Origin of the sequence: Fuerstiella sp., assembly GCA_022447225.1 — a bacterium.
In the GTDB taxonomy this organism is placed as follows: Bacteria; Planctomycetota; Planctomycetia; order Planctomycetales; family Planctomycetaceae; genus S139-18.
In genome coordinates, this window is record JAKVAZ010000001.1 from 72,264 (window position 1) to 92,283 (window position 20,020).

The 20,020-nt window shown below is 56.1% G+C and carries 14 protein-coding genes; 7 read left to right on the plus strand and 7 right to left on the minus strand.

The window, feature by feature from the left end:
• Positions 1-101 precede the first annotated feature (101 nt).
• Positions 102-1,010 carry a hypothetical protein gene (locus MK110_00270; GenBank protein MCH2209706.1) on the minus strand — a complete coding sequence of 303 codons (909 nt, stop codon included), beginning with the start codon at positions 1,008-1,010 and terminating at the stop codon, positions 102-104.
• Positions 1,007-2,593, minus strand: coding sequence for a CehA/McbA family metallohydrolase (locus MK110_00275; GenBank protein MCH2209707.1), 1,587 nt, complete (start codon positions 2,591-2,593; stop codon positions 1,007-1,009). The genes MK110_00270 and MK110_00275 overlap by 4 nt, the downstream gene beginning before the upstream one ends.
• Before the next feature lie 406 nt (positions 2,594-2,999).
• Between MK110_00275 and MK110_00280 the strand changes: the two genes are divergently transcribed.
• The 7 genes from MK110_00280 to mqnB all read left to right on the plus strand — a co-directional run bounded on the left by MK110_00280 (position 3,000) and on the right by mqnB (position 13,125).
• A complete protein-coding gene (locus MK110_00280) occupies positions 3,000-4,592 on the plus strand; it encodes a hypothetical protein (protein ID MCH2209708.1) in 1,593 nt (530 codons plus the stop codon).
• Between the two features lie 5 nt (positions 4,593-4,597).
• Complete coding sequence (locus MK110_00285) at positions 4,598-5,521, plus strand: hypothetical protein (protein ID MCH2209709.1); 924 nt, start codon at positions 4,598-4,600, stop codon at positions 5,519-5,521.
• 144 nt (positions 5,522-5,665) lie between these two features.
• Complete coding sequence (locus tag MK110_00290) at positions 5,666-6,718, plus strand: MoxR family ATPase (GenBank protein ID MCH2209710.1); 1,053 nt, start codon at positions 5,666-5,668, stop codon at positions 6,716-6,718.
• Positions 6,684-7,586 carry a DUF58 domain-containing protein gene (locus tag MK110_00295; GenBank protein MCH2209711.1) on the plus strand — a complete coding sequence of 301 codons (903 nt, stop codon included), beginning with the start codon at positions 6,684-6,686 and terminating at the stop codon, positions 7,584-7,586. Before MK110_00290 ends, MK110_00295 begins: the two co-directional genes overlap by 35 nt.
• Before the next feature lie 83 nt (positions 7,587-7,669).
• Positions 7,670-9,937, plus strand: coding sequence for a BatA domain-containing protein (locus tag MK110_00300; protein MCH2209712.1), 2,268 nt, complete (start codon positions 7,670-7,672; stop codon positions 9,935-9,937).
• Positions 9,934-12,426, plus strand: a complete 2,493-nt coding sequence (locus MK110_00305) for a VWA domain-containing protein (protein MCH2209713.1) — start codon at positions 9,934-9,936, stop codon at positions 12,424-12,426. The genes MK110_00300 and MK110_00305 overlap by 4 nt, the downstream gene beginning before the upstream one ends.
• A 30-nt stretch (positions 12,427-12,456) precedes the next feature.
• Positions 12,457-13,125: a futalosine hydrolase gene (gene mqnB / locus MK110_00310; protein MCH2209714.1), complete on the plus strand. Its 669-nt coding sequence runs from the start codon at positions 12,457-12,459 to the stop codon at positions 13,123-13,125.
• A 248-nt stretch (positions 13,126-13,373) separates the two neighbouring features.
• On the opposite strand, the gene MK110_00315 is transcribed toward mqnB, so the two are convergent.
• The 5 genes from MK110_00315 to MK110_00335 form a co-directional block, all read right to left on the minus strand.
• Positions 13,374-14,366 (minus strand): S1C family serine protease, encoded by a 993-nt coding sequence (locus tag MK110_00315; GenBank protein ID MCH2209715.1) that lies wholly within the window; start codon positions 14,364-14,366, stop codon positions 13,374-13,376.
• Positions 14,367-14,539: 173 nt separating this feature from the next.
• Complete coding sequence (locus MK110_00320; GenBank protein ID MCH2209716.1) at positions 14,540-16,306, minus strand: trypsin-like peptidase domain-containing protein; 1,767 nt, start codon at positions 16,304-16,306, stop codon at positions 14,540-14,542.
• A gap of 5 nt (positions 16,307-16,311) precedes the next feature.
• Complete coding sequence (locus MK110_00325) at positions 16,312-17,565, minus strand: NPCBM/NEW2 domain-containing protein (GenBank protein ID MCH2209717.1); 1,254 nt, start codon at positions 17,563-17,565, stop codon at positions 16,312-16,314.
• A gap of 223 nt (positions 17,566-17,788) precedes the next feature.
• Positions 17,789-18,184, minus strand: a complete 396-nt coding sequence (locus MK110_00330) for a YraN family protein (protein MCH2209718.1) — start codon at positions 18,182-18,184, stop codon at positions 17,789-17,791.
• A 39-nt stretch (positions 18,185-18,223) separates the two neighbouring features.
• Positions 18,224-19,987: a hypothetical protein gene (locus tag MK110_00335; protein MCH2209719.1), complete on the minus strand. Its 1,764-nt coding sequence runs from the start codon at positions 19,985-19,987 to the stop codon at positions 18,224-18,226.
• Between the last annotated feature and the right edge of the window lie 33 nt (positions 19,988-20,020).

The following is a 20,020-nucleotide window of genomic DNA, read 5'->3' on the forward strand; positions in this document are numbered from 1 at the left end:
GTCAGCAGAAACACACTCCGGGTCCGACGGTCTTGATGTGCGTGAGAAAGTTGCATTGTTCAGGCAGGCATCAAAGAGTGTTGTCGAACGGGTCACAGATTTCACAGCCGTGCGGGACCGAAGTGTTCAGGAAAATCATGTTCATAACGGCGAAGCAGTTGCGGAATCTTATCCGTGGTCACATAGATCGCGCCGCGGATTTTTTTTGTTTCACCAGGCTGAAGGCCGTTGATTCGGAAATCCGAATGCAGACAGGCGATGATGCCCTGAAACAGATTCTGCCATGGCTGCCAGGCTGTTGCCAGAATCAGATTTTCGTCCTTTGAAAAACATCCGATCAGTCCGTTGCTGACAACCAGTTCGCTCAGGGGGTGAGGCTCAACATCACGACGATCAACATGAGCAGGACACCAGACCTGGCCGGGCGTCTCAACAGCCTCCGTCGCCCACGGTTCAACGGGCAGCCGCGCCAATTCGTTATCCAGGAAAACAAAACACTGCGGCAGATAGGAAAATTTGTCGCTGCCCGTGAATTCATCAACAATGATACATGGTGCCCCCCACGCCACGTCTGAAGGATTCGACGTACGATTCGAGGCAGTGACATCAAATCGGACCACGTCACCGTCGACCGTAATTTTGTGTTCGACGACAACTCCGTCGTCCAGGTCACAGCGCAGTTTCAGCCACTGGTTTTGAGCATCCGCCTGAACAGGCCTGGTTGTGTGCCGAATGACGCCATCCGGATAACTCGCATGGGACCCCGGACGCATATACAGCTCGATGTACCACACCTTGATTCTGCCAGGTAAGTGGTCTCCGTCGATAACGACGTATCCGTTGTTATTTTTTTGCTCCCATGACAGCCGAAGGCCTGTTTCAGCGGGTGCCGCGACTGCGAGTGCCGGCAGCTGACTGCTGCATCCCCAGACGGAAAGGATTCCCATGATCAACATTCGTGGCAACGGTTTGCCGCGTGAGTTGGCGGTGAGTCCAAAGCGATAATTCAATTGCCGTGGTCCTCAATTCTTTTTTTCAGAATGCGAATCCCGTCTCGGTACACCTGCATCACCTGATCCGTTTCCGAATCGTTGGCAAACACCGCCTGGACACGAATCTGCTGAAGACTCTCTTCCATTTCCTGCAGCAGGCCCAGGGCGACTTCCGGCAGAAACGGTCGTTGACCGTCAACATCCAGATACACCGGGCTGGTGTGAGCATAGATCGGTCTGCCGAATTCGTTTTCCGGTCCGGGCACGGGAGTGCGGACAGCCAGCCAGCCGGGTTGATCAATCAGAATCCGGCTGTTCAGCCTGGCTTCAAAATGGCCATCGACCTGCGTTGTGGCTGAACTGTCAATGACCTCACCGTTGCGGACGATTTCCAGACGGCCAAAATCAAGACGGCCGACGATGCGGGCCGTCACATCCACTTCCCGGGGCTCCGACAGGTTAATGATGTCACCGATCGCATGTCCGTCGACGGTGAACTCCAGCAACGGACCGTTGGTGATAAACGACCGGCCGGCCTCAAGCTGCCTGAGCCAGGCCTGGCTGGTGAGCTTCCCGCTGAGCGGGACATAGACCCGGGAGAAATCATCAATGAACCAGTCCGTCCCGGTTGAGAACGGAATTCTCATCCCCAGATTCAGGTAACGGTAAAAAGACGCATCATAGCTGCTGCGAATGCCACCATCGAAAATGTTCTGAGCATCCAGGCGGCCGCCGAGCCAGCTGGGAACATCTTCGAAACCAAATTCGTTGTGGCACCAGATGATCGTGGCTCCGTCCCGGCGAGCTTCCTGAATTCCAGGCTTTAAGGGAATTCCGTCTGTCCCGCTGCGCATGATCCCGGGACCAATACTCACCGGACGAATCAGTTTCACAATATCCAGCAGCATCACGTGTCCAAAGCCCTCACCACCCACGCCAAAGTTGTGCCGATGTTCTTCTCCCGGTCGAAGGATCACATCTTTGTGTGACAGCTGATCAAGGACTTTGTCCGACAGATGCTGTTCAACAATTTCGTTGGAAATGTAAGTGGCTTCATCCGGAATACGACGCAGATGCGACAAATACACCAGTTCCAGTGCGTCTGCTTCCGGAACTTCCCGCAGGTATCGTTCCGCGGCAACCCGAGTGCGGTCCATCAGGTGCAGATGGGTATTTCCGTTTCGCCAGCCCTGCTGCCTGGCGTTGTAGAACCGACGCAGTTTCAGAGTGACTTTGTGTGGCCGATTTTCTGTGGTTTCCACCTCGGCAACACTGAGTTCTGTCTCAATCCCCCGCAGCGCTTCGATTCGCAGTTTTGCCGCAGGGACGGTCACTTCCGTTCCCGCCTGTATTGTCTGCCATCCAATCTTCCGTGGAATCAGTTCCGACGGCTCCACCGGCTGGCCGGTATCCTGACGAGTGATACGTACAATCCCGGAAAGCGGTGAACCTGTGCGGGCATCCGTGAGCTGTATGGTGAGCTGTCGTTCCGCATTCCCAGGATCAACCGGTGATTCCTGGGCAGAAACCGGAACGTGGGATAAAAGACAGACCAAAAACAGCAGACGATAAACAGCCGGCGGTTGTTTTAATGGTTTCATGTTTGGTTACCGAACAGGTGTCGACACGATCCGTCTTAGTATGGCCACTTTGTGCCCATTTCAAAACCAGGCTGCGGGCACATGAATGGCTTGCCTCAGAACCACAGATTAAAGACGGACAAACAGCAATGCCAGGCACCGTCGTTTGTATGGGTTCATCTCCGATTTGTACGGACGGATGTCGGCAACAGGTTTCCTGTCGTTCATTCTGTCAATCAGGAACGGTAATCGGAATCCTCAACAGCTGAATCCATCGCCGGAAGTGAACCGAATCAGGGTCGTTTGCACAGACAGTAAATTTGTGTTCCGGCCCACCGGGTACGAATGATGCCGTGGATCGCTGGTCATTTGCAGCCGGCGCGCCAAGAATTGCCACGGCTCAACCAACTTTCATCGGAACATTATGATGACGAATCGATTCAGGCGTTCATTCGTTCGTTCTGTGGTCACGGCGCTGCTGATCGTCTTAACGTGGATCTTCGGCACCACTCATGTGTACGCTCAAAGCGGTGAAGATCTGGCCAAAGGACTGTTGCGGGCGCTGATCGAATCGACACTGGAGAAAGACCAGCGAAGACGCAGCGGACGTGATCCGTTCCGTCCTGCCGAGCTGCAGCCCGGACAGCGCCAGAAGCTTCAGCAGCTCAGAACAATCACAGCCACCTGTGCACAGGAAGCCAGCGCGTTATCTGCTGTACTGAATACGGATGCCGGACGAGACTATCACGTTCGTCATCATCTGCCGGCAGCGATTCAGTTCGAAGCAACGGCGGCGGCCGTTCGCCGGGAGACTGCTGCGGCCACAGACCCTGCCGAGCTGATTGATCCCTGTCGACAGATGAATTCACAATGGCTGACACTGTCATATCAACTGCGCAATCAGCGTGGTGTGAGTCCACAGACACAGGCGGTGCTCGATCGCCTGGAACAACTCGATTCACAGTACTGTGCATTACTTGAAATCCAGCAGCAGTTTGACAATCGTCAGCTCGTTCGGACATCCGACTTACTGTCAGCAGAACTGCGTCATCTGCGCGAAGAACTACATTATACGGTTCCTGTCTCGGCCACTCGCACGCGTTTGATGCGACAGTTACAGGGACTGCGGCTTCAGGCCGATCATTTTGCGAATCTGGTGACTGACAGCCGGCGTCCGGACTTCGTGGTTCAGGAGTACCGACGACTGCATCACGACTGGGTTGTTGTGGAATCAGATCTTGATCGATACCGCCATCGTGCGATCACTCGCATCGTGCAGCGCGTGGACGCAGCCCATCAAACAATTCATGGTTTACTGCGTCTGGAATATGGATTCGACAGACGACTGGTACGACATCTTGCTGCTGATCTTGAATCCACGGTGTCGGAATTATTCCAACAGATCACTCTGGCCGATCTGATGAGCCTGCCGGACAGTGACAAAATCCTCGACGCAACAGACACGGCTTACGGCGCATTGCAGCGTCTGACCGAGGTGGTGAAATACAGTGAGACGCGTGAAGAGATTGGCGAAGTGTGGGTGTTCATGGATGAAGCTTGGAACCTGTTGGCTTATTATCTGGATTCTATGCGAAACCCTCAGGTTCAACTTCACCTTGAAGAAATCCGCGGACAACTCACGGCACTGCAGCAGACAGTCGGAGTGACTGTGGCCTGGGATCATGCCCGGATGCTGCAGCGGGCTTCCGCTCTGGAAACAATCGCCGACGGCATGCGTCAGGCCGTTCAACGATGGCACAGAACGGCCGGAGTCAGCGACAATCAACGAATCCGCGAAACCCGCGAGCTGGTTGTGCACTGTCACGAACTGGAACAACGGATTGCCCGGCGACGCGACCGGACTCAGATTCACGAAGAGTGCGACCATATCACCGCAGCATGGCAGCATCTGCGACCTTATCTGCAGGAATGCCGGACCTCCGACCGTGAAACCCTGGAACGACTGGCAGCCGCTTTTACTCCGGAACTGGTCCACATTCGTACAGCGCTGCCGGAGTAATCAACGTGATTCGGCTCTTCACATTCGACCGCTTATCACTGTTGCGTGAAGACCACGCCTCGACTGCTCTGATGCGATCCGCGGTGGATTCTTTGTCGACAGTGACCACCACGTTCGACTGTCACCTCCTGCAGCGCACATCAGTCGATCGTCCGCTGGATGTGCTGGGAACAGCAACCCAGCAGACAAACCTGCAGGCCGCGGCGGCTGATCGCGGAATCCAGGTCATCGTGGCGGCACCCGCTGAATCTGCTGCTTTGGATTTTCCTGACTGGATGAATCTGACGGTGAGGACTGATGTGGATTGCCCTCAGGTCTCCTCGTTGATGTCACCATTCCGTGTTGACGCACAACAGCCGGCGGTGGAGTGGATTCATCTGGTGGTTTCAACCCGGGAAAACGAACAGGAATGGATTGCCGCCTGTCTTGATGCGGCCAGGACGGCGGTCTCCACCTGTCCTGGAGACACACTGATGGTCACTGCCGTTGGCGGCGAAACGGCTGACTGCGGTCGGTTTGAGTCATTGCTGTGGGAAGGTGACATCCGGGTGCCGTTATGGATCCGTGATGGACAGGACACCTGTCGGCGGGTGTGTGATCCGACCGGCAGTTTTGACGTTTTGCAGACGATGTTGTCGAATCTGCAGGCATCGGCGGACGAACCGTCAGCCGTGCCGTGGTTTGACCTGAATTCGGAAGGCTGCGATTCGGGTGAACTGCCCCCGCGTGAGATCCATCTGGTCATCGGTGACAGCAGTGCCCTGCGAACGGAAGACTTTTTGTTTGTCCGCCGGCAGTCTGCAGAATCGGGCGAGAAAACGGCCTTATACGGCAAACCATACGATGTCTGGAACGTGCACGATCTGAGTCATGAATATCCGGACGTGGCCGATGAATTACTGGCGCGGCTGCCGAACGGCTTTGATTGAACATTTTTTCACAACCTGCCTTTCCCAACTCTGTTTGTTATGATCCGCTCAACTGACTGTTTCCACACCCGGTTCCACACCCGAACATTTTTTCCGGTCGGTGCATGAGTACCGCAGAACCCGTCTCTACGTCGGAATGCCCGTATGCCTGAAGCTAACACTGAGATTTCGACACAGTCCATTGATCTGCTTCACCGCGCGTACACGGACCTCAAAGAACAAATCCGTCGCGTGATTGTGGGACAGGATGACGTGATCGATCAGCTGCTGATCGCGCTGTTCAGCCGGGGTCATTGTCTGCTGGAGGGAGCTCCCGGACTGGCCAAGACTCTGATGATCAGCACATTGTCACGTTGTCTTTCGATGTCCTTTTCACGAGTGCAGTTTACACCCGACCTGATGCCGGCGGACATCACCGGCACGGATGTGCTGCAGGAGAATCGGGAAACCGGAGCTCGTGAATTTCGATTCATCCAGGGCCCGCTGTTTCACAACGTGGTACTGGCGGACGAAATCAACCGTACGCCTCCCAAAACTCAGGCGGCTCTGCTGGAAGCCATGCAGGAACGCCAGGTCACTGTCGGTCAGACAATTCATCGGCTGAGTAATCCGTTCTTCGTGCTGGCGACTCAGAATCCCATCGAACAGGAAGGCACTTATTCTTTGCCGGAAGCTCAGCAGGACCGCTTCATGTTCAAGGTTTACGTGAAGTATCCGTCCTTCGAAGAGGAACGTCAGATTGCCCGACAAACGACTTCGGATCACTCCGCAGAAATCGATCCGGTGTTGAGCACCGAACAGGTGCTGCACATCCAGGAGGTGGTCCGACAGGTCCCGATTTCGGATCATGTGATCAACTACGCCCTGGCCATTGTGAGACAAACCCGGGTGACAGAAGACGGAGCACCGACCTGGGTGGAGGAATGGCTCAGCTGGGGCGCGGGACCTCGGGCCGTGCAAAATCTGCTGCTGGGTGCCAAATCCCGTGCGCTGCTGCAGGGACGTTCTCACGTATCGACCGAAGACATCGACGCCCTGGCCGCACCCGTGATGCGGCACCGGATCACACCCAACTTCACAGCAGAAAGTGAAGGCGTCACCTCAGATCGCGTTATCGAACGATTGATTCAGGAAACTCCGTCAAAGGAAAGCGAACTTACGAGTGACCCACGACTTGGAAAGATATTTGCGGCCTGAGGAGATCGCGAAAATATCGCGTCTCGAATTGCGGGCCCGCCATGTGGTGGAAGGGTTCGTTGCCGGACTGCATCGCAGTCCCTATTTCGGTCAGTCGACGGAATTCGTACAGCATCGCGAATACGTTGCCGGTGATGATGCGCGACGTATTGACTGGAAAGTCTGGTCCCGATCCGATCGCTACTACATCAAACAGTACGAAGAAGACACCAATGTTCGCGTGGTCCTGCTGGTTGACGGTTCCGAGTCGATGGATTTTGGAGCAGGACCACTGACCAAATTTGACTACGGCCGCACGGTGGCCGCTGCTCTGGCCCTGTTGGTTTTGAGGCAAAATGATTCTGTGGGCGCCGGACTGTTTGATACAGAAATCCGCTCCGTAATTCCTGCCAGCAGTCGTCACAACCACCTGCAGACCGTACTGACCGGTCTGTCTGCTGAACGAGCCACAGGTGCCACGGACATCACACGCGTACTTCGCGCCGCAGCAGAATCGATGAAGCACCGCAGTATTGTGGTGTTGATCTCAGATCTGTTGTGCGATCGCGATGCCCTGTTTCGAGGCCTGCAGCTGTTGCGACAACGGAAACACGAAGTTCTGATCCTGCATGTGATGGACGATCAGGAACTCGATTTTGACTATTCGGGGACACTTCGGTTTGAAGGACTGGAAGCGGGCGGCCGGCTGACATGTGACCCGGCCGCGCTGCGCAACGGATATCTGAAGGCGATGGAACAGTTTCTGGAATCTGTTCGCCGCCGCTGTGCGTCGAGTGTGATTGATTACAAACTGGTCCGCACCAGCGAACACCTCGACGCCGCATTATCACGGTTTCTGAATTTTCGAATCGGGATGAAGGTGAAATGACGACCATCGGTCCGGTTTTCGTAACCGAAGACCACAGGCTCCTGCAGCTGAACACTCCAAACTGAACACCGAAAACCAATCTGATGTCGTGGCTGGCGCAATATTTTTTGAACCCTGCCCTGGTACTGCCGGGGGCTGCGCTGCTGGCGGGACCGATCATCATTCATCTGCTCAGTCGCCTGCGGTATCGCCGGATACGCTTTGCCGCAATGGAATTCCTGCTGCAAAGCGATGAGAAAAACCGGCGGCGGCTGATCATCGAACAACTGCTGCTGTTGTTGCTGAGAGTACTGGCAGTGGCTCTGATTGTGTTACTGCTGGCCCGGTTGATACTCGATCCGTCCGCGATGCTGCTGATGCGCGGTGTAACGGCTCATCATGTCCTCATTCTGGACGACACGCTGTCGATGCGGGATCACGACGGGCAGGACGCCGTTTATACGGGTGCTGTGACAGTCCTGGAGCGTATGTTGTCGGCCGGCAGCTACCGGCCGCAAGCAATTCGAATCACCGTGCTGACACTGACAGCACCCGATCGTCCTCTGGTCACAGCACGAACGCTGGATGCGGCCCTGCTGCAGGAACTGATGCCCAGGATCCGCAGTGCCACCTGTTCCTGGAAGGCCGCATCACCCGTGGCCGGCCTGCAGGCCGCGGCCGATCATCTGTCCGCCGACGGCGGAGTCGCTCCTGTGGTTCACGTTGTGACCGATTTTCGCCGCAGCGACTGGAATGATCGTCCGGAAGTCGTCGCAGCCCTGAACGCACTGGGAGTGATTGACGCGGCCGTGAATATTGTTCGGGTCACAGACCAGGTAAGAAGCAATCTAACGGTTGTGCGGTTAACCGGCAGCAGTGAAGCAACGGCCGTGGGAATCCCCTGGCGAATGGCGGCGACCATTCGGAACTATCATCAGCAACGAGCCAGCGGACTGCGGGCAACCGTCCTGGTGGACGGTCGTGAATTGCCGGGTCGCGTGCAGATCCCCGACATCGAACCCGAATCGGAACAGGTGGTCTCTCACGATCTGTCATTTGATACACCAGGCCGGCATCATGTGGAATTCCGGCTGGAAGACGACACACTGAACGAAGACAACCGCCGCCACACGGCCGTTCATGTGGCACCGGAACGCCGCGTGCTGCTGGTGGATGATCAGGGGCGGCAGGAAGACGCCGGATTTGTGTCTGCGGCGCTCAGCCCGGATCCGCAGTTGACCGGGATTGTGGCGGAAAGAACCACGTCGGAGGTTTTGACGTCCGTTCCGCTGCGGTCCTATGACTGCGTGTATCTGATGAATATTCGCGAGTTGCCGGCTGACGCTGTGCAGCGGCTGACAGAATATGTCACCAGCGGCGGAGGTCTGGTGTGGTTTCCGGACGATCAGGCAAACACAGACTGGTACAACACATCATTGCAGCACAAAGAACGGGAACTGTTTCCGGTGACTCTGGGTGTCATCCAGGAGATCGATCTGTCAGACGACCTGGCCGCCGAACCGGCGTTTGAAACGCCCGTTTTTGAAGAGCACCCCATTTTTGAAGTGTTCAATACGGCCGACAGTCCGTTCCCGGCACTCACCCTGTTTCGCAAATGGTTTCGGGTGGCGGCTGACTGGGAACCTCGACCCGGAGTAACGATTCTGGCTCGACTGACGTCCGGCGATCCGATCATTTTTGCTCACCGTCTTGGTGAGGGAAACATTCTCACCTTTTTGACAACGGCAGGACGCCGCTGGAGTAACTGGCCCGTGCCGCCTGCGTCTCCGGGTTATGTGGTGATGCATTTGCAAATGCATCAGTATCTGCAGCGCCCGGACCTGACCGTGCTGGACCGGGAAATCGGCTCGCCGTTGCAGTTCGAATGGCCCGTTCGTCAGTTCACGGAAACCGTGGAATTATTCGTTCCTGAACCGGACGACCTCGATGAACCGTCCGAACGCACACAAGACGACGGCTTTGTACGACTGCAGGCCGATCCTCTGCCGCAGAATCCTGAATCCGGCGAACACACAGAAGACGTTCTGGCACTGACAATTCAGTCGGCCGATCGTCCGGGACTGTACCGGCTCCGGCGGTTCACTCAGGACGGTGATCCTGCTGAAACGTGGGTTGCTCAAAATGTCCCCACAACAGAGAGTCGGCTGAATCCGGCAGACGCCGGGCAGCTGGAACAGCATCCGGAACTGGAACACGTTCAGGTCCTGGACGGTGACACGGCCGGAGCACTCAGCACGGCCGATACCGGGCGTGAACTGCGGTGGCTTCTGCTTGGCCTGCTGTGTGTGGTGCTGACTTCTGAACAGCTGCTGGCCCTGCGACTGAGTTTTCACCCGGAGGTGAAAACATGACAGGGCGGCTGCCGGTGATCACTGTTGCTCAGACCGCAACAGAGTCCTTTCAGACAATCGAATTCAGTCTGCCTCAGTCGGCTGCCGGAATGCTGGGGTTGATTGCCGGTTTGATTGTTCTGTCCGGTCTGACCGTACGGACATCACTGAAGGATTCCCGGTTTCTCAGACGCGGCTGGCGGATTGCACTGCTGATTCCACGACTCGTCGTTCTGGCTCTGCTGGTCGTGATTCTGGTCAATCCCAGTCGCCGTACTCAAACGTCGCGCACCGAACAGTCCCGTGTGGGGGTGCTGGTCGATACGTCTCTGTCCATGGACTATCCGTCTTCGGTTTCGGCCGCGCAGACAGCAGAACAACGTCTGGCGGAAGCTGATCCTGACGATAACCACAGTCGTTTGGCGGCCGTGCAGCAGACTCTGGTGGACTCGGACATGCTGCAGCAGCTCAGTGACACGCATGCCGTATCTGTTTATACGTTCGATTCAGAACTAACAGGTCCGCAGGTCGGTCTTGTTAACGGCGAAGTCCGATTCGCTGATCATTTGCCGGACCGCAAAGCAGAGATCACCGACGACTTAAGCGACCCTCCGTCGTGGAACCGGATCCTGACGGCTCAGGGGTCGGAAACACGGCTGGGCGAAGCCCTGCACGAAATGATCGGCCGGATGGCCGGACGCACTCTGTCGGGAATCATCGTGGTGTCGGACGGACAGTCCAATGTCGGTCTGGATCCCGCACTGGCCCGGCAGCGTGCGGAGCGCAGCGACACCCGCATCATCAGCGTCGGCGTGGGCAGTCCGAAACCTCAGACAAACATCTGGGTGGCCGGAGTGCAGGCGCCTGCCGACGTGCATCGCGGCGATCCGTTTGATCTGACCGTGATTGTTCAGGGTAACCGGGCGCAACCGGCATCGGGAACCGTTGAACTGTATGAACAGTCAGCAGACGGCGACGGCAGCGACCGTCGCCATGTGGAAGACCGGCCGTTCGCACTGAATGCCGACGGTCTTCCGGTCCCCGTGCGGTTCTCCCGCCAGATCAGCGTCCCGGGACACTACGAATTTGTGGCAAAAGTCGTATTGAATGACACATCGGTACGTGAGCTGACGGTTGAAGACAATCAGCGACACTGTCGTGTGGAAGTCACCGATCGCCGGATGAATGTTCTGGTGATTTCCAGCGGACCGATGCGAGAGTACCGGTTTGTCAGAAATACCTTGTACCGGCATACAGGCATAGATTCGGACGTCTGGCTGCAAACGGTAACCGATGACAACGTGGGCATGGTGTCTCAGGAATCCAGAAAGCTGCTGACCGGGTTTCCGGTCAGCGCGGCTGATCTGGCCAAATACAACGTCATCGTGGCATTCGATGCCGACTGGAATCGGTTGTCTGCAGAACAAAGACAGTTTTTGAACCGCTGGGTCCATCGTGATGCCGGAGGCTTAATCGCGGTTGCCGGAGAACTGCATACGCCTCAACTGGCTCTGGAAGCCGACAAACTGCGGGATGTGAGTGTGCTTTATCCGGTGGTGCTGAACCGTTTGCTGGCGGATCTGCGGATCAGTCAGCGTGCCGATACCGCATCACCGGTGGTACTCACACCGGAAGGACGGGCCAGTGAGTTTTTGAAAATTTCAGATGCCGCCGGTCAGACGTCGACGGATTTGTGGGAAACCTTTTCCGGCATTTATCGGTCCTACCCTGTCCGCAGTGTGCGCGACGGAGCCGTCGTGCTGGCACGTTACGCCAATCCGCGGGCAAGAACTCAGGACGGAGATCCGCCCTTTCTGGCGACTCAGTTCTACGGAGCCGGCCGAACCTTTTTTGTGGGCTCAGCAGAAACGTGGCGTCTGCGATCGATCTCACCGGAAGGACACCAGCGGTTCTGGACAAGTTTGATTCGTGAGGCCGGACAGGGAAGTCGGCAGCGGGGAAACCCGCGGGGCCTGTTACTGGTGGACCGCACAGCCTCCAGTCCAGGTCAGCCGATCACAATTCAGGCTCGACTGTATGACCCGCGAATGGAACCTCTGCAGACCGAAACCGTGCCGGTGAGCATCATTGATGCGGATGGTCGTCCGGCTTCGGTTCCTGACCGGTTACGAAGTCATGTTCAGGGGACAGGACAGTTTTCGGCCGTTTTCCGGCCACTGCGTCCAGGCAGCTATCGTGTCACCGTGCCGGTCCCCGACTCGGCTGATGTGCTGCAGACCAACCTTGAAGTCACCCTGTCCAATCTGGAAAGTGAACGTTCCGAGCAGAATGTCGATTTACTGAAAAACCTAGTCCGGGAGACCGGTGGTCGTTATCTGACACTGGAAGAATGCGGTGAACAACTGGCCGATCTGTTACCCGATCGAAGTGAACGAGCGGTGATCGACGAACAGCTGACAACATTGTGGGACCGTTCATGGCTGATGTATACCATGATTGCCCTGTTAACATTTGAGTGGCTGCTGAGGCGCATTGTCCGGCTGTCGTGACCCGGAAATCCGTCTGCTTTCGGGAATTCCATGACCCGCACATTAATTCTTATTCCCACACAAACCGAACGTGATGTTCTGCAGCCGCTTTTGAAAACCGCGGCAGACACCGGCGACCGGGTGGAACTGTGTGGTTTTGGTCTGGTGGCTGCGGCCGCTCGAACCATGCAGCTGATCGGCGACGTGCATCCGGAGCGAGTGATTCTGGTGGGGCTGGCGGGAACGTTTTCGGACCGGCTGCCTGTGGGAAGTGCGACAACGTTCGCTGAAGTGGCGTGCTTTGGAATCGGAGCCGGCAGCGGTGACCGGCATCAGACGGCCGGTAACATGGGATGGAATCATCTGGATCTTCCTGCGACGCAGGATCGGCCCGAAGCCGTCACCGTAGCGGATACGATTGCCATCGCAGGATCAGTAGTATCGGACGAGACCGTTCCGCCGCCGCAGCTGCTGTCTGTAGCCGCCGCATCAGCCAACCGAAAGGATGCGGCCATTCGAAGTCGGCGATTTCCGCAGGCAGTAGCCGAAGACATGGAAGGATTTGGTGTCGCTCTGGCATGCCGGTTGACGCAGGCACCACTGGACATCGTGCGGGGGATTTCGAATCAGGCGGGAGACCGGGATCTGTCGAACTGGCAGATCGAAAGCGCCCTGCAGGCAGCCGCACAAATCGTGCTGCAGTTGAAATCGACCTGGTAAGCCGAAACCAAATTTTTGTTTCCCGTGAACAAACACGTGAATCTCCTGTTCTCAGTCGTGTGTCCGGTTGTTTATGCCACTCCGGTGCATCAGCTGAGACCACAACCCGGCCCTGCACCGGCGGAACCATTCAATGGTTTGAAAGCGGAATAAATCAGCGGGCAGGAACTGCATGGAGCTGACAGTCGCTTACAACCGTGAGTCTTTTTCATTTTTGCGCGGGGAAAAATGTGCTTCCAGTTCAGTGACTATGGAACCCGCGTCTGAATTGATTCCAGTGCACCATCGCGATTGACAATGATATTGATTCGCAGCCCGCTGCGGATTTTGGCCAGACAGGTTTTCAACTGGCTGCTCGTCTGAATCACTTCGTCATCGACCAGCACCACCAGGTCACCTCGACGAAATCCGGCTTTGGCCGACACCGATTCGGAGATAACTCGATCGATGTACGCCGGTGTTTCTTCCAGAACATCGGGCAGCAGCGTCAGACCCCAATTCGAAGTGAGCTGTCGATCTGACAGCGGTGCAATCACCCGTTCTTCGGTTTCCTGTTGCAGTGATCCTCCCGACAGGATCGTATCGATGACCGGGTTAAGCAATGCAAAGGGGACAGCATAATTGACCCAAGTCCCTGAATCGTCGTGTCGAAGTTCCCGTCCGAGCATGCCAATGGCCGTTCCGCGGATGTCGGTCAGCAGGCCTCCCGCGGCCCCGGAATTGTTGGTGATAGCATCCAGAATCAGAACCCTTGAACGAATTGGCAGCTTCCAGCGACCAAACCCAGCGGTCAGTACTGCGTCAGCGGCAATAATCCCGTGCACCACAGACACACGTTCATTTCCGGCAGCAACATGGAACATGTTGCTGAATGCCCGCACTTCACTGCCGACCTCCGGTCTCACTTCAGCCGCCCGATCAACAAATTGAAATCTTTGGTCTCCGTGAGTAACCAGCTTGAGAACAGCCAGGTCGTGAGCCGCGCTGGTGCCCACCACATCCAGCTGATATCGACGGCCATCCGACGTAACGGCCGTCAGGTATCCGGTATTCACCAGGTGATTCCAGACGGTCACCACATGACCACTGTCTGATATCAATATTCCGGATCCATATGAATCCAGATTCCCGGCTCCGGCACCAAACAGTTTCACCACCACACTGCATGATTCAACAATGGCATGCGGGGGAATTGCTTTGACGTCTGCTGCAGGCAGCGTGAACAACGTTAAAAGTAACATCAGGCACTGCCGGCTCAACCATTGTGCGCGGCCGGAGTCTGGCCGAGAGATCGTGCACAATTCGGACAGTTCGGACAGTTCGGCCGGACCCGACTTCTGTGCGTTTGGCCACAGCGGCTCAGCCGAAACAGATTTCGCGGACACTTCTTTTGTGCTCAACCGCCGACAAATGCTCATTTGCGAATTTCCGCCGAATGGACATGGAGCCAGGCAATCTCACCGGTCTGGCACACGATCACGCCAATGCGAGTGGGAGCGGGGATCTCACCGTGCATGTTCCATCCCTCAAACAGCACTCGGGACTCATCCTGTCCGGCGCCTGAATTGACATCAACCCCGTACGGCAATGGGCTGCCCTGAGCAAATAGCCAGCGGCAGCTGACGGTGCCTTCCATGGTTTGCAATACGTCCACATGCTGCCCTGTTTCGTAATGCTGTTCGGCTCCGGCATAGAAAATTTCTGACCACGAACCCACAGGATCGCGAAATAGCCGGTGCCACTGCACGGCAACCGTCAGCAGTCCCGGAAAATCATGGGGTTCTGCGTCGGGGGTCAGGTTGTCTGCATCCTGATGCCACGGCAGCTTGTCCTGGGTGAGACCCGCACCCTGTTCAGCGACCACCAGCGGCATCAATTCATTCGAACCATCTGCAGAAATTGAAAGCTGCCAGGTCCTGGACAGATGTGGGCAGGATTCCAGTTCCTGCTGAATCGGTGCCAGCAGCCGTGTCTGGTGCTGTCGATTGAACGCATAGTTGGCAAACCCGTCACGAGCTTCGAACAGATGGGCAAATTCGGCGGGGGGCTGCATGGGTTCTGTTTTGCGGGCCGCATCGGGTTCGTCGGGCGCCTTGGGTCTTTGTGGATTTGGCTTTGCGTTTTTCTGCGGAAGCGGGGGCGCCTGCTGAAATTCGTGCAGCGGTCGCAGACGCAGGGAGGTCTTCTGCAGACCATCGCGATTGCGGAACGTCAGCGGCACTCGATTTTCAGCCGGGAAGATGCCCAAAATATTTTTGAAATCATTGGCGCTGGTCAGTGCCCGGCCGGCAAAGGAAACCAGTTCGTCGCCGGGTCGCAAACCTCGCCGCCAGGCTTCTGAAATTTCAATGACGTCGGAGACCAAAACGCGTCCGCTGATGTCGGTTTCGACTGCAAATTCGGAAGTACCGTGATCCACAATCCGCCCGGACTTCAGATGATCAATGAACAACTGTACCTGACGCACCGAAATGGCGTAGGCGGCACCCACGTTGACCCGACCTCGCTGCTCAAAAGATGCCCGGCCGTTGATTCCGATCCAGCGTCCCTGAATGTCGAACAAAGGGCCACCGGAATTCCCCGGATTGATGGACGCATCAATCTGAATGCAGTCGGTGTATTCCAGATAGGTATTAGCCGGATACTGATAGCGATGAATTCCGCTGGCGATACCAAAAGTGACTGTGGGGGAAAAATCATCGGCAAGCAAAAACGGGTTGCCAAGCGCCATGACTTCGTCGCCCACCTGGACTTCATCACTGTTTCCGGCGGTGGCGAACGGAAAATCTGATCGGCCCAGCAGCCGGATCATTGCGACGTCACCGGTCGGATCGATTCCCACAATCACAGCGTCGTAGACCTGGCCGTCGTTGAGTCCGCATTTGAAGAAACTGCCACCGTCGGCAATCACGTGATAATTGGTGACCGCGTATCCGTCGGCGGAAATCAGCACTCCCGATCCACCACCCTGTGCGTCAGGAGGCATCACACACACAACACCGGGAGAAATGCGGGTCAGGACTTCAATGCGGTGCTGTTCGCGCTGCTGCCAGCCAGGCAGAACATCGGAGGCACCCACTGCCGCACTGCCGGCCAGCGGCACCGACAAGGCACCAATGAGCACAGCCAAACAAATTTGCCGATCAGTCTGGTGCATTCCGGTGTTCATCAGGGAATTCATGATGGCTATGGAACGATAAGCAGTCGGGCGTTGGCAAGATCAAGGAAATCGCAGGCACTGTCGTCATCACCGAAATCCACCAGAATCGACAATGTACGAACTCCGCGAACGTCGAGATCGATCGTCAGGGGATCGGCCGGTGCATCGAGCACCTGATTCCATGCTTCGTCGCCGTCTGTCAGGATTGAAAGCTGCACTTTGCTGGGATTGTCGGATTGGGAGCAGTTAAACGCAACTTCGTCATCCACACCGGCAATCGTCTGGAAGGCGGTGTACCGGCTATCGAGTGCATAGTCGATGCGACAGCGCGGAAACAACCAGATTCCCTTCCTGTAGACTTTGCCACGCAGAGTCAGCGGCAGTGGCCCGAACGGCCCCATCGGGATTTTGTCGCGGTGAAGCTTCCACAGATTCAGCGCGTCTTCACTCAGCACCTCACCGGACTTCAAAAGTTCGGCCAGCAGCGATCCGTCCGGATGAATTCCGAAATAGGTTTCTTTGACCGGGTCCAGGTCTGACAGATAGTGAAATCGTCCACCACTGAAATCGATACGATGCAGCGTTTCCAGGGAGATCTTCAGCGTCTGGTCCCATGAGGACAAAACAGTGAGGCCATCGCCGTCGGTGATCAGACTTTGCGCAATAAAAGCGGACCCGTCGGCAAACTGAATGGTGGTGGTGCCTGTTGATGCTGTGGTGTTCGCTGCAAAGATGAGTCCGTAGATTCGCGAACGCGGCACGGGCACCGTATCGCCGTCCAGCACAAAATCCACGTTGTCCCCGCTCACCGCACTCACAATGCCGCCGTAAAAATCGAGACCCGTACCGTCACGTTTTTTAAGGATCAGTAAATCGTTTTCATTCGTACGCTTCAGAAACATATTCCACTGTTCGTCCCAGTCAGGATTTGCAGAAGACAGCCGCACTGCCCGCAGGGCTGCGCGGGGAATCACAAGTGGTCCGACGGCAGACGTCTCTGAACGGGCCTGCTGTGCGGTCAGACTTTCCAGACCACACTCAATCTGTGAGCCGTCAGCCAGCAGAATGCGTCCCTGATCGGACGGTTCTGATATCTGAACATCTGTGGTGACGGACACGATGTCCTCCAGGGCGATCGTGTTCGATTTTCCGTCTTTTTCCAGGGTGAGTTCCTGGGGACTGATTGATGTCAGCGAACCGGTGAACGCATCTCCGTTCAGCAGGTCCAGCCGCACGTCGATCGCCACCAGCAGCACAGTGATCAGTTGCAGAATAAGCATGGAAGTCCGGCCGATTGCGGGATAACGATGACTGGTCAGCCTATCACAACCGGCAGGTTCCGACCACGAGGAATTGTCCGTGGTCACGGAACAGATGAATTGCCGCAACGGGTATGGGGGCAGGCAGCCCGTGCCGGTGAAGCTGCCAGGCAGCAACTGACCTGCGGGATGTCGGGTCACAGGTCATTCAATTCACTGCGGGAAATCCGATCTCGGTCCGGAATTAACCGCAGACCTGCCCCGTTCCCGGAGCGTCGAACGCGTTTTTGAAATGTTCAATTTGTGGATGCGCCGTGTTTGACTCCCACACAATCGAGACCACGTCAAACCGACAGGACTGGTTCAAACGCCGCTGAGCTCTGAGCCACGCCAGGGCGGTACGTGCAATCTTTTTTTGCTTTGCCAGGTCCACCGCTTCGAACGGCTGTCCGGCGTCCGTGGTGCGGCGGGTTTTGACTTCCACAAAAACAATCTGGTTGCTGTCCATCGCAATAATGTCGACTTCGCCAAAACGATTTCTGTGTTGACGCTCCAGAATTCGATATCCTAACTGCTTCAGGAATCGGACCGCCTGACGTTCTCCCCGGTCACCCAGAAGCTTGTGAAGGAAACGTTTCATGGGATGCCGCTTGTGCAGGCAGTTGGAAGTCGATGCGGATTATCGGTCCAGTCGCTCAGCCAGTTCTTTGGCGGACCGCACGAGTCGCTGCTGACGGGCGGTGAGTTCTTCAAGCTGTTCAATAAGATCGGCCTGATCATCGTCAGATTGTTCTGTGATCAGCTGATCCGTGCGGCGGGTGCGGCGATTGATTCTGAGTTGCAGAGACCTCAGGATTTTAATTTCTGCGATCAGCTGAACCAACGGTGGTTTCTGTTGTTGTGCGGACTGTGACTGCTGTGGCGGATTTTCCTGGCCACGCATTTCCTGCATTTCCCGCTGCGTGGCTTCTATCAGTTCTTTCAGTGCTTCGATGTTGTCAGATTCCAGCGTCTGCGTCAGTGTGCCGACTTTCGACTGCCGCAGGCGAACAGCAATGGTCTGCATGTCGATGGATATGTCTTCCACAGCCAGCACGATGGACACCGATGTTCCGTCCTCCTTCAGCAACCCCAGAGTCCGTTCGCACTCAACCTGCAATTCCGCCTGTTGCTGTGCGACTTCGCGACTGCGAGCGAACATGGTGTCCAGCCAGTCGTCGACCGGGGTGCTGCTGAGATCCACGGTTTCGTCATAGATTTGAGTCTGCATACTGAGCATTCGCTGGAAGCGGGCTTCCAGTGAGGCCAGGATCATTTCCTTTTCTTCTTCGCGCAGCTGCAGCAGTTTTTTACGGAGTTCTTCGATCGCCTTTTGCAGCTCTTCGATCGCTCCATCCTGCTTTTCAAGAGCCTCGTCCCGCAGCTGTTTTTGTAATTGTTCGAGTGCTTCGCGCATCAACTGGCGAGCGTTGGAAACTTCTTCTTTTCCGGGCGTTTTTTGAGCCTGCGACTGCTGATTCGACTCGGAAGAGTTTGAGTTTTGTGATTGTGGCTGATTGCTGCCGGACTGATCCTGTGATTCCTGCGACCCGGATGTGTCGCTGTTGGAATCTTCTGACTGAGCGTCGGCATCCGGAGGTGTCTGTCCGGAATCTGACTCGGATGATTCCCCCAAATCTTCAGACGGCGGGCTGGGCTGCCCGTCGTTTTCACTGCCCTGTTTGGAATCGTCATCTGTCTGATCGGGTTTTCCTTTTTCGGAGTCCGGTGTGTTTTGATCAGCATCAGATGGCGAGGACTCCTCAGAATTCTCAGACTCAGTCGCTGACTGGCTGTCAGTCGGCGAGTTAGCACCCGGCTGAGTGCTGTCGGTTGACTGGCCTTCGTGAGCATCGATTTCGTCGAGGATGTTGTTGGTACGGTCGATTATTTCCTGTTGTTTTCCGGCAGACGAGGAGGGGGCGGTAGAGTTTTGTGTACTGGCACGAGCTGACTTCTGCCGGTTCAGCGTATTGCTGACGTCTTTCAGCAGGCCGTTGAGTCGTTCGCGCTCTTTTTCCAGTTCACTGCGCCGATCTTCGCTTTGAAGCAACTGCAGAAGCGTCGCAAGAGACTTCAGAACATCGTCCTGTTCTTCCAGAGCTCTGCCAAGGTTGTTCTGAATCAGATCTTCAGCAATTTGACCCAGCTGGCTGCTGATCGCCTGTTCCCGTCCTTTGCTGAGTGCTCGCCGCAGCAGTTCAGCTCGCTCAGGATCTTCGTGTCCCAAAATATCGGCCATTTGGGACAACAGTCGTTCGAAGCGGTCATATCGACCACTCACCGCCAGCTGGTCGTCGCGAAGTGTGTCTGCGGAAATCTGCTGAGATTCGTCTGCGGCGGTTGCCGGTAATACAGCAGGAATCAGTACCAGGCAGACGAGTGTCCGAAGAAAACAGCACACAGACGAGTCTCCGGAAAAACAGAACCAATACGA

What these genes read in the sequence shown, in the direction of transcription:
- MK110_00305 (MCH2209713.1), top strand. Translation starts at nt 9,934, where the DNA reads ATGACAGGGCGGCTGCCGGTGATCACTGTTGCTCAGACCGCAACAGAG.
- MK110_00320 (MCH2209716.1), bottom strand. Translation starts at nt 16,306, where the DNA reads ATGAATTCCCTGATGAACACCGGAATGCACCAGACTGATCGGCAAATT.
- MK110_00290 (MCH2209710.1), top strand. Translation starts at nt 5,666, where the DNA reads ATGCCTGAAGCTAACACTGAGATTTCGACACAGTCCATTGATCTGCTT.
- mqnB (MCH2209714.1), top strand. Translation starts at nt 12,457, where the DNA reads ATGACCCGCACATTAATTCTTATTCCCACACAAACCGAACGTGATGTT.
- MK110_00325 (MCH2209717.1), bottom strand. Translation starts at nt 17,565, where the DNA reads ATGCTTATTCTGCAACTGATCACTGTGCTGCTGGTGGCGATCGACGTG.
- MK110_00300 (MCH2209712.1), top strand. Translation starts at nt 7,670, where the DNA reads ATGTCGTGGCTGGCGCAATATTTTTTGAACCCTGCCCTGGTACTGCCG.
- MK110_00330 (MCH2209718.1), bottom strand. Translation starts at nt 18,184, where the DNA reads ATGAAACGTTTCCTTCACAAGCTTCTGGGTGACCGGGGAGAACGTCAG.
- MK110_00275 (MCH2209707.1), bottom strand. Translation starts at nt 2,593, where the DNA reads ATGAAACCATTAAAACAACCGCCGGCTGTTTATCGTCTGCTGTTTTTG.
- MK110_00280 (MCH2209708.1), top strand. Translation starts at nt 3,000, where the DNA reads ATGACGAATCGATTCAGGCGTTCATTCGTTCGTTCTGTGGTCACGGCG.
- MK110_00315 (MCH2209715.1), bottom strand. Translation starts at nt 14,366, where the DNA reads ATGTTACTTTTAACGTTGTTCACGCTGCCTGCAGCAGACGTCAAAGCA.